Source organism: Xanthomonas sp. 4461, assembly GCF_024806475.1.
GTDB classification, from domain to species: Bacteria; Pseudomonadota; Gammaproteobacteria; order Xanthomonadales; family Xanthomonadaceae; genus Xanthomonas; species Xanthomonas arboricola_F.
The window spans coordinates 1-13,210 of the sequence record NZ_JANTYV010000009.1 but is presented as its reverse complement, the minus strand read 5'-3'; the positions used below and the strand labels follow the sequence as shown (position 1 = coordinate 13,210).

Sequence of the window (13,210 nt, the reverse complement as noted above, 5' to 3'; positions counted from 1 at the left end):
GCCCGACAGCGATACAGCGCTGCGGTGTGCGGGGGGCGGCGGTGATCCAGGCACGAGGTGGACATGAGATCCGGTCGGCAAGTGATTGCGTTTCGGAATAGTTATGGATCATAACTACATTGCCAAGCTGCAGCGCAGCATGGTCGCGCTCGCTAGCGGGCGGGTGCCGGTCGGGTGTGGGGGCAAGTGCAGGGCGCAGCCAGGCCAGCTGCGGTGGCTGCCGTGGGGTTGGTGCCGCAGCGGTGTGTCGAGGTCATCGCTGCCCGCGCTGCGCATGCAGCGCACGGCAAGGCCGCCCTGCGCGGCGCGCTTACGGCAGCCAGAGTTTCTCGAGATCACGGAAGCCCCAGTCGGTCGGGCTTTCCATCTGCGCGATACGGTCCTGGCAATCGGGCCGCGACAGGTCGATGTCCTGCACCAGCACGTGGCTGCGCAGCTTGGCCGAATAGAACACGCGCACCTTGGGCTTGAGCAGCGCGTCCGGGGTCTGTTCGATCACCACGGCCAGCTTCTGCGATTCCAGCCGCACCAGCGAGCCGACCGGATAGATGCCCAGCCGACGCACGAACGCCTGAAAGATCGCCGGGTCGAAGTGACCCTTCCAGGAAGCCATCTGCTTGAGCGATTCGGCCGGGTCCCAGCCGCGTTTGTAGGGGCGGTCGGAACTGATGGCGTCGTACACATCGCACACCGCGCCCATCCGCGACATCAGCGAGATCTCTTGCCCGACCAGGCGATTGGGGTACCCGCTGCCGTCCATCTTTTCGTGATGATGCAGCGCGATTTCCAGCACCACCGCATTCTGCACGCCGCCGGCCACCAGCAGGCGATGCCCATCCAGCGGATGCTGGCGCATCACCTCCATTTCTTCATTGGTGAGCCGGCCGGGCTTGTTGAGAATCTCCAGCGGCGTCACCGCCTTGCCCATGTCGTGCAGCAGACCGCCCATCGCCGCTTCCACCACCTGCGCCTCGGGCAGGCCGAGTTGCCGCGCCAGTCCGCTCATCAGCCCGGCCACGGCCATCGAATGCAGATAGGTGTAGTCGTCGGCGGTCTTGAGCCGCGCCACGCTGATCAAGGCCTGCGGATGACGCAGCACCGAATCGTTGATGGCTTCCACCAACGGCATGGCGGCCTCGGTGTCGACAGTGCGCCCCAATCGCACGTCGCGAAACATCTCCTCCACCGTGTCGCGGCCGTCTTCGAAAATACGCCGCGCCCGCACCACTTCGGCTTCGATACCGACCTGCGCGGTGACGCTGTTGGTGCGCGCACTGCGCGCGGTGGGAGCCGGCTCCGGTGGTTCCGGTTCCGGCCCCGGCGTGGAGGGCGGCGGCGATGGCGCACCATCCGCCTGCTGCTCGCCGACCGCCGCGCCGGTGTCCACATCCAGGCCGCGGGCGGTGTCGATCACCAGCTGCTCGATCCGGCTGCCATGGATCTTGTCCACGTCGTCGGAATCGACCAGAAACGATGTCTTCCAGAACGGGTGGTGCACCCACGCGCCCAGCAGCTTGTAGACATACATGCCGGGACGGAGTTGGTCGGAGTCGATGGTTCTGAGCATGCCGGCGCTGGTCTGCACGATGTCCACGGAAGAGTCCGCCAAGGGCTTGGCGGTCTCCGGAGTTATCGGCACCGGTGGCGATTTCTTTGGTCTGCGGGCGCAACCGTAGCTGCCTCCCCGGCCGGCATCGGGCACCGCCAGCCAAGCCGTTCAGCGCTCCGGCAGGCGCATCGCCACGACCGCAGCAGCGGCAAACAACAGTGGTACGCCGCAGGCCAGATACAACATGGCCGGCGACCAACCGGCATCCAGCAGCACCCCGGCGCACAGCGGCGAGACGATGGCGCCAAGGCGCCCGATCCCGATCGACCAGCCCATGCCCGTGGAGCGCACGGCTGCGTTAAAGACCACCGGCGCCACCGCATACAGCCCACCCATGGCCGCCGTCAGGGCTGCGCCGGTCAGCAATGCGGTGGCAAATGCCCAGCTCAGCACGGTGCTGCTCAAACCGAATGCGGCCATCCCGACCGCCACCAGCACCAGTGCGCCGGCCGTGAGCCGCGACAGGCGCCCACGCAGGGCAAGCCAACTGAACAGCGTGCCGCCGACAATGCCGCCCAGATTCAACAGCACCCCGCCGGTGACGCCCTGCGCAGCCGACAGGCCGGCGGTGACCAGCAGCTTGGGGGTCCAGCTGAGCACAAAATAGAACCCGAACATCAGCAGGAAAAACGCCAGCGCGATCAGCAGCGATTGCCGCCGCAGCGCCCCCACGAACAAGGCCGCATACCCCTGCGCCTGTCCGTCCGCTTGCGCCGGTGGCAACGGCAACTGCGGCTGCGGCGGCATCCCCATGCGGGCCAGCACCGCATTGAAGCGCGCATGCGCATGGGGAGGCCGTCGGGCGATCAGGAATTCCAGCGATTCGGGCAAGAAGGCGAGCACCAGCGGCACGCAGAGCAGCGAACCGAGCGCACCGAGCCAGAACACCGATGGCCAGGACCAGTGTTGCAACAGCAGCGCTGCGATCGCTCCGCCAATCGTCGCCCCGACCGGGTAGCCGGTGGCCTGCAACACCGTCGCCGTGCTGCGCCAGCGTGCGGTGGAATATTCGGCCGCAGTCACCGCCACGCAGGCCAGCATCCCGCCGATCCCGACCCCGGTGAACGCCCGCAGCGCGCCCAGCTGCCACGCATTGCCTGCCGATGCGGATGCGCCCATGCCGACGGTCAGGATGGCCAGACACACCAGGATCAGCGCACGGCGACCGATGCGGTCTGCCAACGGCGCCAGCAACAGCGACCCCACTGCCATGCCGACCAGCCCGGCACTGAACAGCGCCCCCAGCAGCTTGCCCGACAACTGCCAGTCGGCCGACACATGCGGGGCGGTGAACGCCATCGCCATCACGTCAAAACCGTCGAGCATCGTCAGCAGCACGCACACTGCCACGGCCCTCCATTGGAACGGCGTCATGCGCTCCAGGACGAAGTGTGCGGACGTTGAGGTGCTTTGCAGCATTGGCGTAGCCTATGAGCGTGCTGATCTGGTGCAGCGTTGGCGCTCGTGCATTCCCGCTGCGGCAGGGGGACGCCGCGCAGGCGCAAGTGTGAAGACCTGCGCGTGTGCGGCGGACACGAGCGATACGCCGCAATGGCATGCACGCTAGGCCGATTGCCGGTACCGTTCAAGACCGATTACCGCAGTGTTGTGCGCTTATCGGATGCAGGCCCAATGGCCTTCGCTTGCGCAACGCTGCGTTCGGATGAGGTGTCTGCGTTGTCTGATGCGCCTCCAGACATGGCGCGCGCTTGGCGATCAGATCGGGCGGCTGCACCGCTCGTAGCTGCGTCGTTACCTCGCCAGCTGTTCGAAATCGTCCTCAACACGCGCGTGCGGCGCGTGCCCGGAGTGTCGCGCCATCTTGCGCAAGGCGCCATCCCGGCAGCCAGCATCGCGGCAACGCTCTATGCGGCTCAGGACGGCTGAGGAAACGTGGCTGACAGTCGCCGGGCAGGTGTGGACTGAGCGCTCAGAAGCGGGATACGAGTGGTGCATGCCGATTCCGGATAGCGGGCGGGCCCGCCCATTGGTCGCGCAGCAGTACTGCTGGCCGCTCCCGGTCGCGCATGCATCGTGGGCAGCTGCAGGGCCGCCTCTTTCGTCTGATCGCCGGATCTGCGGCATGCGCATGCAACAGCATTGCGCATGACTTCAAATCGCGTCACTCACCTGCTGCGATAACCACAGCATCACCCAGCATGCATCGATACGCCCCGCCCCCTGCACCCATGTCGCACATCTGCGTCCTGTGCATCCACAGCGCAGCACCGCCGCTGCCACAGCGACACGCACCGCACAGGTATCATCCACCGGTGTCCGCAATTGGCGGCACGCTGACTTGCCGGAGAGTGCCGTGCCCCCGATTCGCCCGTTCCTGGACCACATCCCACAGCTGGGCGCACGCGTCTACGTCGACCCGGCCTGCACCATCATCGGCAAGGTCAGCCTGGGCGACGATGTATCGGTATGGCCGGGCACGGTGATCCGTGGCGACGTCAATCATGTGCAGATCGGCGCGCGCACCAATGTGCAGGACGGCACCATCATCCACGTCAGCCACCACAGCCCGTTCAACAAGGCCGGCTATCCGACCGTGATCGGCGCCGATGTCACCGTGGGCCACGGCACCATCCTGCATGCCTGCACCATCGAAGACCTGTGCCTGATCGGCATGGGCGCCTGCGTGCTGGATGGGGCCACCATCAAACGCTACGGATTTGTCGGTGCCGGTGCGGTGGTGGGCCCGGGCAAGGTGGTTGGCGAGGCGGAATTATGGCTCGGCAATCCGGCCCGGCTGGCGCGTACGCTCAGCGACAAGGAAATCGAAAGCCTGCATTACTCCGCACAGCATTACGTGCGGCTCAAGGATCAGTATCTGGGCGGCACCGGCGGCGCCTGATCGTGGCGTGGGCAGGCGCCGTCAAGGCTGGGTCGCTTGCTCCAACGCAGCGAGCATGCGCAAGGCCTGCTCGCGCGAGTTACCGCACATCTCCATGGACGGCCGCAGGCTGCCGCAGACCGCAGGGCGCTGCGGCGACCCGAACAACCGGCAGCCCAACTGCGCGTCCAGCTGCACGCACGCCACCCCGGCCGGCTTGCCGTTGGGCATGCCGGGAATTGGCGAGCTGATCGAGGGCGCGATGCAGCACGCGGCACAGCCGGTGCGGCACGACATGGTAGCGGTCATGTGCGCAGTTTAGAGCGGCCAGCAGCGCGTAGCGAGCGAGCGTCCGGTGGATCTGGTCGAGGCACGCGAGGACCGCAGTCCGCGTAATCGACAACGTTGCCGCGGGGCGGGCGCACCCGCCTGACGGTGAGCGCAGTCGTTGCGGTGGCTGCTCCCGCACCGGCATGCCGGTGCGCAGCCTGGAAAGCGAGGGTGTCGCTTCGCATCGATGAACCGCTCGGCTGGTCGCATGCCTGCGTGGCCGCGCGCGCGCATCGCGTCCGTGCCCGCCTGGCGCCACGCTCCTGCCTGGCAGCTGCGTGCTACCGTGACCGATCACCAGAACCCGCCGTGACGGTTGCAGCAGCAACAGTCGCGACGCGCTCTAATTGCCAGCCACCGCTCGCTGATCAGTCGTCGACATCGCCATGCCCGAATACCGTTCCAAGACCTCCACCCACGGCCGCAACATGGCTGGCGCGCGCGCACTCTGGCGCGCCACCGGCATGCGCGATGGCGACTTCCACAAACCCATCATCGCCATCGCCAATTCCTTCACCCAGTTCGTGCCCGGGCATGTGCACCTGAAGGATCTCGGCCAGCTGGTCGCGCGCGAGATCGAACGCGTCGGCGGCGTGGCCAAGGAGTTCGACACCATCGCCGTGGACGACGGCATCGCAATGGGTCACGACGGCATGCTGTATTCGCTGCCCAGCCGCGAGATCATCGCCGACTCGGTCGAGTACATGGTCAATGCGCATTGCGCCGACGCGCTGGTATGCATTTCAAATTGCGACAAGATCACCCCGGGCATGTTGATGGCCGCGCTGCGGCTCAATATCCCCACCGTGTTCGTCTCCGGCGGGCCGATGGAAGCCGGCAAGACCAAGTTGTCCGAGCATAAACTCGATCTGATCGACGCGATGGTGATCGCCGCCGACGACAGCGCCTCCGACGAAAAGGTGGCCGAGTTCGAACGCAGTGCCTGCCCCACCTGCGGCTCGTGCTCGGGCATGTTCACCGCCAACTCGATGAACTGCCTGACCGAAGCGCTGGGCCTGTCGCTGCCGGGCAACGGCACCGTGGTGGCCACGCACGCCGACCGCGAACAGCTGTTCCTGCGCGCCGGACGCGTGGCGGTGGAGCTGTGCCATCGCTGGTACGGCGGCGAAGACCCCACCGCGCTGCCGCGCGGCATCGCCACCTTCGAAGCCTTCGAAAACGCGATGACGCTGGACATCGCCATGGGCGGCTCGACCAACACCATCCTGCACCTGCTCGCCGCTGCGCAGGAAGGCGAGGTGCCGTTCGGCATGCGCGACATCGACCGCCTGTCCAAGCGCGTGCCGCAGCTGTGCAAGGTCGCCCCGAACACGCCGAAGTACCACATCGAAGACGTGCACCGCGCCGGCGGCATCATGGCCATCCTCGGCGAGCTGGCGCGCGGCGGCCTGCTGCACACCGACGCGGCCACGGTGCACGCACGCACGCTGGCCGACGCCATCGCGCAGTGGGACGTCACCCAGACCGACACTGAAACCGTGCACACGTTCTACAAGGCCGGCCCGGCCGGCATCCCCACGCAGATCGCCTTCAGCCAGGCCACACGTTGGGACACGTTGGACACCGACCGCAGCGAAGGCTGCATCCGCGATGTCGCGCACGCGTTCTCGCAGGAAGGCGGCCTGGCCGTGCTGTACGGCAATATCGCCCGCGACGGTTGCGTGGTGAAGACCGCGGGCGTGGACGAATCCATCCACGTCTTCGAAGGCAATGTGCGTGTCTTTGAGAGCCAGGATTCGGCGGTCAAGGGCATCCTTGCCGACGAAGTGAAGGCCGGCGACATCGTGGTGATCCGCTACGAAGGCCCCAAGGGCGGCCCCGGCATGCAGGAAATGCTCTACCCCACCAGCTATCTCAAGTCCAAGGGCCTGGGCAAGCAATGCGCCCTGCTCACCGACGGCCGCTTCTCCGGCGGCACCTCGGGCCTGTCGATCGGCCACGCCTCGCCGGAAGCCGCCGCAGGCGGCGCGATCGGCCTGGTGCGCGACGGCGACAAGATCCTGATCGATATCCCTAACCGCTCGATCAACCTGCTGGTGTCCGACGAAGACCTTGCCAGTCGTCGCACCGAGCAGGACGCCAAGGGCTGGAAGCCGGTGGAGGTGCGCCCGCGCAAGGTCACCACGGCGTTGAAGGCGTATGCGTTGCTGGCGACCAGTGCGGATAAGGGTGCGGTGCGCGATAAGGCGATGCTGGACGGCTGAAGCGTGCAAGCAGCACTTATCGCCAAGCCTGCGGCTGACGATCGAGCGGGCTGCGCACCGCCGACGCGCCTCGCCCCAGCACATGGGTGTAGAGCTGGGTGGTCGCCACGTCCTTGTGACCCAGCAGCTCCTGCACGGTGCGGATGTCGTACCCGGCTTCGAGCAGATGGGTTGCGAAAGAATGCCGCAGCGTGTGGCAGCTGGCCGGCTTGTTCAGCCCTGCCTGCCGACAGGCCGCCTTCACCGCACGCTGCAAACCCTTCTCGTCCACATGATGGCGGCGAACCACCCCCCCCCCCGCGCGGATCCACGCTACGACGCGGCGCCGGGAACAGATACTGCCATCCTGGCTCACGCGCTGCATTGGGATACTTGCGCAGCAGCGCGTGCGGAAGCCAGACCTCACCTGCGCCCACCTGCAGATCCCGCGCATGCACGCGCTTGGCTTCGTCCAACTGGAGCTGCAGCGCATCGCGCAATGACTGCGGCAGCAGTGTGCGGCGGTCCTTCCCACCCTTGCCATCGCGCACCACGATCTCGTTGCGCGCAACATCCACATCCTTGATGCGTAGGCGCACGCACTCCATCAGGCGCATGCCGGTTCCGTAGAGGAGTGCCGCCATCAGTGCGTGACGCCCCTCCATATGCGCCAGCACCGCCATGACCTCCACCTCACTCAGGACGGTCGGCAACCGCCGCGGCCGCTTGGCACGCCGAATCTCGTCCATCCATGGCAGATCGCGTCCCAACACCTCGCGATACAGAAACAGTAAGGCGGCCAGTGCCTGATTCTGCGTGGAAGGCGCCACGCCATCGCGCGCCGCCAGCATGGTCAGGAACGCCTCCGCTTCGCGCTTTCCCATCGTCTCTGGATGGCGTTTGTCGTTGGCCGGGATAAAGCGCCGAATCCAACCAACATAGGCATACTCGGTGCGCTTGGCACGGCCCAGCCGCTGCAACCGATCGCGGACGCGGTCCAACAGCCTGGCAGGCCGTCGCCCGCTAGGCGCTGCCGAGGACGGCTGCCTGGCGGCCGATGCAGACGGAGACATTGAAGCCGTTCGATCGGAATGATACGGTCGCATTGCGATGAGTCGCCGCAGGGGAATGCGACATGTTTACGCACCGTGGTCACGCACCACGATCGGGATGTCGCGGTAGAACCAATGGAAATGCACTTGGTGTGGAGGTCAGAGATTACGTACTACACCCCCGGTGCTACGCACCTTTTTGACTTCGAATAATTGTTAGAGCCCTTTGGAAACTTGGCAGCCCATTACAGTCGTTGAGCTTGAGGCGCTGGTGGCCGATCAGTTCCCTAGCTGCTCGCCTACCCAGCAAGCTGCATTCGCCCCATATCGCGTGCCGTTTTATTCAGTCCCTTTCCAGCGCAGCCGTGCCTTGGAGCAGGTCCTTGTCGTTGCGGAGTTGCCATCTGGCCTGCTCTACTACGAGGACGTTGAGGAGGGATTTCAGGTTGGGGTGCTAGATGCTGACGGCATCCTGCAGGACCATGGCTGCAACCAGTTGGAGTTGACTCATGCGCTGTCGCGGGCAGGGCTCTAACAATTTATTCAAGCCGAACCCGCTTCGCGGGTCGGCTTAACTCAGGCGTTAGCCCGCTTAGGAGCCGCTATGGGTAGTCGCAAGTCTCCTTCCGCAGCTTCCGTCGCCGATTACATCGCAGGCCTTGCTTCGCCGCTGCGGGAGGACGTCGAAACTTTGCGCTTCGCGATCCTGGCGTCAGTCGACGGCATCGGGGAAGAGATTAAGTGGAACGCCCCGAGCTTCTATACCGGCGAGCACTTCGCGACCATGCGCCTGAACGGCAAGGTTCCGCTTCAGCTCATCCTGCACCTCGGCGTCAAGAAGACCTCTATCGCACGCAACTCGATTGTGGATCCCGAAAGTCTGTTGCAATGGCTGGGGCCGGACCGCGCTTGCATCAGTTTCCCGGGACCCGGCTCGGTTGCAACGCGGGTTGCCCAGGTGCAGCACATCGTCCGCCAGTGGGCGCAACATGTGCCGGCCTAGGTCGCGGGCTACCAATTGGTCCAAGCCGACGCCGCTTCGCGGCGCGGCTTAACTCAGGCGTTAGGCATTGGTGGAGCAAATGCGTTGGTGGTTGTTGCTTCAGTGAGTTCGCAGGCCATGCATGCGGTTGGCTCCGGACAGCAGTCATCATGGTTGCTGGTTGCGGTAAGTTCGGTGCTTCGCCTTGGCACGTCGTTCCCGCGCTGCGCTCATTGCACTTGGTTTTGGTGGCATCACGCGCCGCTGCATCGCTGGGCAAGCTCCATCCCGCAAGCTGTGGCACACTCGGTCCAGGCGGCAGTACTGGGGAGCATGGTTGCACCATCCAACCGTTGCGGCCACTCACTGCCTAACAACTCATTCAAGCCGAAATTGCTCCGCAGCTCGGCTTAATTCGGGTACTAGGCCTCATGAGAAAACTTCTGACCGTTCATGACAGCTTTGACGTGCCGGGGAGAGGTAAGGTCATCGTTGGACGCAGCGAGGATTCGGATGCCCAGCTGCTTGTTGGTCAGACCTCTGTGCTGGCTCTATCAAATGGTGAGCGTCACAGCCTCATAGCCCTCGGCGTCGAGTCGTTCACTAGATGCTTCAGCGATGCCACCCAGCTTGGTATTCTCGTGGGAGATCAGCTTGGCACTTTAGCGTCTCTCTCGGATTCCGAGATCTGGGTTGAGGCCTAACAATTCATTCAAGCCGAACCCGCTTCGCGGGTCGGCTTAATTCGGGCGTTAGAGCCCATGAAGCAAGCTTTGCGCTGGCTGTTGCTGTTGCCAACCATTGCGCTGGGTGTTCTTGCGTCATGGATGCTCTATCCACTTGGCCGCGGGGCCGCCTTGCTGTTGTGCCCTGGGCCACTTCGTGGCGTGGAGTCCACCACGGACTTCTCACAGCCTGACTATTCCGCCACTTCTGCCACTTGCTCGGCTGACTGGTTCCCGGCCACTGCTGCTTCCCTAATGGTCGCGGCGGTCGCTCTGTCGGTCCTAGTCGCTGCCTTCGTTGGCTATCGCATGCCACCTTTCCATCGGCGGCTGTCAGCTACACTATCGGCGGCGTTAGTCACAGGGGTCGCTGTTGCGGCGTTCGCGTATGGGCCCTAACAATTCATTCAAGCCGAACCCGCTTCGCGGGTCGGCTTAATTCAGACGTTAGGCCCCATATGAGCTATTGCGCGTACGACAGAATGGGAAGCATGGTCATCTCGCCAGATGAGGCGGCAATGTCCGAGCTGCTTGGATCCCTAGCTGCGCCGGATCCCGAACATCCCAATGTCTCGCTCAGCCACGAATCTGGATGGTGCGCGAGCGTTCTCGGTAGCGGCCTCGTCGTCCTTGAGAACGTTGAAACCGGTGAAGGCCCGTGGCACATGCGGCTTCCTTCGCCGCAGCACGCGTTCGAACTTTGGCGACTTCTTTCTGGTGGGCACGTCGCGGCTGTCCAGTCGCACCCTTGGGTTCCCGGGTATGGGGCCTAACAATTCATTCAAGCCGACGCCGCCTCGCGACGCGGCTTAACTCAGGCCTTAGGGCCCACACCCAGCATTGCATGACACTACTAATTTTAGATCTCGACGAGACACTCGTCCATGCAACCGAGGCTTGCCTGGACCGCGACCCCGACTTTGAGGTTGGGCCGTACGCCGTTTACAGGCGCCCTGGATTGGACTCGTTCCTGTCTACGGTGAGCTCACATTTTGATCTGGCGGTATGGACATCTTCCACCCGTTTTTACGCCGACCCGGTTGTCGCAGCCATCTTCCCACCCAGCACCGACCTCAAGTTTGTATGGTCGCGAGAGCGCTGCACGATGCGCTTCTATCCAGAGCAGCACGACTATGAGTGGACAAAGAATCTTGGCAAGGTCAAGCGCAAGGGTTACCAGCTTGAACAGGTATTGATGGTGGATGACACTCCCGCCAAACTAGCCAAACACTACGGGAACCTCGTCAGAGTAAGGCCCTTCTTCGGTGATCTGGCGGACCGGGAGCTGTTCCACCTAGGTGAGTACTTGCCTACGTTGGCGAAGGCACCTAATGTCCGAAAGATTGAAAAGCGCTCCTGGCGCAAGACCGCTAACGAGACCTAATAATCATTCAACCCGAACCCGCTTCGCGGATTCGGCTTAACTCCGGTGTTAGGCATCGAAAGAGGGATATATGCAGATGTTGGCCGCGGCAAAACTTCGTCAGGCATGGGGAGACAAGCCTTGCGAGCACCTGCACATTGAGCAGGAGTATCACTTGGGCTCTAACACTGGCGAATACGTTTGTACACAATGCGGAGAGGCAAAAGAGGGCTCCGACTGGAATAGGCGGATATCAGATGCCTAACAATTCATTCAAGCCGAACCCGCTTCGCGCGTCGGCTTAACTCAGGCGTTAGGCGCCACACAGAGTTCAAGGAGACCAAATGAAAGATTCCTGGGCACGTATTGAACGCCGGCTGGCAGAGCTCGGCTGCTTAGATGAGATGGGACTTTCTGTTGGAGCCAGCGAAGACGAGATTTCCGGCCTAGAGCGCCATGTTGGCTGCGCTCTTCCTGAGTCCGCCACGAAATTCCTCTCAACGCACAATGGCCAGAAAGGCTTTGGACTCATGTTCGGTCAAGAATTTCTCTCAATTGCTGGGATACGGCAGCAATGGGACAATTGGCGCTCCATCGACGAAGAGGAAATGAACGCTGATTGCGCTGAGTTCATGCAGTCGGAACCAGCGGGCACTATTAGGGCCATGTACTGCAATAAGGCCTGGATTCCGTTCACTCACGACGCAGGCGGGAACCATATTGGCCTAGATTTTGACCCGGACACGCTTGGAAAATCAGGGCAAGTGATCGCATTTGGACGCGACGAGGACACCAAGCGCTTTATTGCGGCAACCTTCGACGAGTTTGTCGCCGTATTTGTTTCATGGCTAGAGCGTGCAGAGTGGGATGGTGAATACTTAGATGTTCCGGATGGCGCCTAACAGTTCATTCAAGCCGAACCCGCTTCGCAGCGCAGCTTAATTCAGACGTTAGGCAGTGGTGGAGCAAATGCGTTGGTGGTTGCTGCTTCGGTGAGTTCGCTGGCGTGTATGCGGTTGGCTCCGGACAGCAGTCATCACCGTTATGGGTGGGGCAAGTTCGGTTCTTCGCACTTGTCCGTCGTTACCGCGCTGCGCTCATTGCACTTGGCTTCGGTGGCATTACGCGCAGCAGCGTCGCTGGGCAAGCCTCAACCCGCGAGCTGTGGCACACTCGGTCCAGGCGTAGTGCTGGGGAGCATGGTTGCACCATCCAACCTTCGCGGCCACTCACTGCCTAATAACTCATTTCAAGCCGAAGTTGCTTCGCAACTCGGCTTACTTCAAGCATTAGGCAGCGAGATGGCAATATCGCAACTCAGAGTATGGCTTATTGTGGTGATAACGCTCCTTATTGGATCTAATGCTCTATGGGCATCAATGATGCTATAAAAGGAAGCCCCAGCACCTGAGAAATCGTATGGATGCACGGAGACGGAGCAGTACATGGAGATTATGAAGGATGTGGCTTTCCCGATCGCTGCGGCGGTCAATGCTTCAGCCGATCTTGATGCTTATCAAAGCTCGATCGTCGCGGCAGCACAATTAGCAACAGTCTCTGTAAGGACGCGATGCACGGCTTAACGATTCGTCCAAGCCAACGCCTCTTCGTGGAGCAGCTTAACTAACGTGTTAGACCTAATGACAGAGAGCTCCAAACCCATCGAACCGACAGATCATTCTCGTGAGTTGGAGCAAGGCCGCGTGGCACTCTGGCTAGACGTGGAGGACCTGCGTTGGTTAGCTGCTAATTGCTTCTGCACTGACTCAACACCCGATGATTTTTGTGGACGCTGCGACCGGATTCGCTTCCGGGCAAATGCGGCCCCGCACAAAGCAGGTCTTAAGGCCACCACGGGCAATGGAAATGAGGCGTGACAATTCATTCAAGCCGACGCCGCTTCGCGGCTCGACTTGATTCAGGCGTTAATCGCTATGAGGAATCATCGCAAGATGGAAAGGACACAAGCCGACGCAATCGCGAAGGCCATTTTGGAGGCGAATCTACGTACTAAGGAATCTCTGAATAACGCACTACAGATACGCGACACTATCCGCCTCATGTTGAGGAGTGATCCATGCAACTGACGTTCGGTGACGCTGAGGG

Annotated in this window: 11 protein-coding genes and 1 pseudogene; 8 read left to right on the top strand and 4 right to left on the bottom strand. The window is 62.6% G+C overall.

Features of this window, described 5'->3' with window-relative positions; translation table 11 throughout:
• Positions 1-310: 310 nt before the first annotated feature.
• Both FHY19_RS21935 and FHY19_RS21930 read right to left on the bottom strand, forming a co-directional pair.
• Positions 311-1,567 carry an HD-GYP domain-containing protein gene (locus FHY19_RS21935; protein ID WP_259168639.1) on the bottom strand — a complete coding sequence of 419 codons (1,257 nt, stop codon included), beginning with the start codon at positions 1,565-1,567 and terminating at the stop codon, positions 311-313.
• A gap of 150 nt (positions 1,568-1,717) precedes the next feature.
• Entirely contained in the window at positions 1,718-3,028 is a 1,311-nt protein-coding gene (locus FHY19_RS21930) for an MFS transporter (RefSeq protein ID WP_259168573.1), read from the bottom strand.
• Between the two features lie 895 nt (positions 3,029-3,923).
• Between FHY19_RS21930 and FHY19_RS21925 the strand changes: the two genes are divergently transcribed.
• Complete coding sequence (locus FHY19_RS21925; protein WP_259155938.1) at positions 3,924-4,469, top strand: gamma carbonic anhydrase family protein; 546 nt, start codon at positions 3,924-3,926, stop codon at positions 4,467-4,469.
• Positions 4,470-4,490: 21 nt separating this feature from the next.
• On the opposite strand, the gene FHY19_RS21920 is transcribed toward FHY19_RS21925, so the two are convergent.
• Entirely contained in the window at positions 4,491-4,757 is a 267-nt protein-coding gene (locus tag FHY19_RS21920; protein WP_259168572.1) for a YkgJ family cysteine cluster protein, read from the bottom strand.
• A gap of 407 nt (positions 4,758-5,164) precedes the next feature.
• Between FHY19_RS21920 and ilvD the strand changes: the two genes are divergently transcribed.
• Positions 5,165-7,003, top strand: a complete 1,839-nt coding sequence (gene ilvD / locus FHY19_RS21915) for a dihydroxy-acid dehydratase (RefSeq protein WP_259168571.1) — start codon at positions 5,165-5,167, stop codon at positions 7,001-7,003.
• A gap of 16 nt (positions 7,004-7,019) precedes the next feature.
• Here the strand turns inward: ilvD and FHY19_RS21910 are convergent.
• Positions 7,020-7,986, bottom strand: a pseudogene (locus FHY19_RS21910) (integron integrase).
• A gap of 319 nt (positions 7,987-8,305) precedes the next feature.
• Between FHY19_RS21910 and FHY19_RS21905 the strand changes: the two are divergent.
• The 6 genes from FHY19_RS21905 to FHY19_RS21880 all read left to right on the top strand — a co-directional run bounded on the left by FHY19_RS21905 (position 8,306) and on the right by FHY19_RS21880 (position 12,687).
• The gene (locus FHY19_RS21905) at positions 8,306-8,569 is read left to right on the top strand and encodes a hypothetical protein (RefSeq protein WP_259168570.1); all 264 of its coding nucleotides are present in this window, start codon (positions 8,306-8,308) and stop codon (positions 8,567-8,569) included.
• Between the two features lie 69 nt (positions 8,570-8,638).
• Complete coding sequence (locus FHY19_RS21900) at positions 8,639-9,037, top strand: DUF1801 domain-containing protein (RefSeq protein WP_259168569.1); 399 nt, start codon at positions 8,639-8,641, stop codon at positions 9,035-9,037.
• Between the two features lie 410 nt (positions 9,038-9,447).
• Positions 9,448-9,720, top strand: a complete 273-nt coding sequence (locus FHY19_RS21895; protein ID WP_259168568.1) for a hypothetical protein — start codon at positions 9,448-9,450, stop codon at positions 9,718-9,720.
• Between the two features lie 865 nt (positions 9,721-10,585).
• Positions 10,586-11,125 (top strand): HAD family hydrolase, encoded by a 540-nt coding sequence (locus tag FHY19_RS21890; protein WP_259168567.1) that lies wholly within the window; start codon positions 10,586-10,588, stop codon positions 11,123-11,125.
• A 323-nt stretch (positions 11,126-11,448) separates the two neighbouring features.
• A complete protein-coding gene (locus tag FHY19_RS21885; RefSeq protein ID WP_259168566.1) occupies positions 11,449-12,006 on the top strand; it encodes an SMI1/KNR4 family protein in 558 nt (185 codons plus the stop codon).
• Positions 12,007-12,549: 543 nt separating this feature from the next.
• A complete protein-coding gene (locus FHY19_RS21880) occupies positions 12,550-12,687 on the top strand; it encodes a hypothetical protein (RefSeq protein WP_259168565.1) in 138 nt (45 codons plus the stop codon).
• The last annotated feature ends 523 nt before the right edge of the window (positions 12,688-13,210 follow it).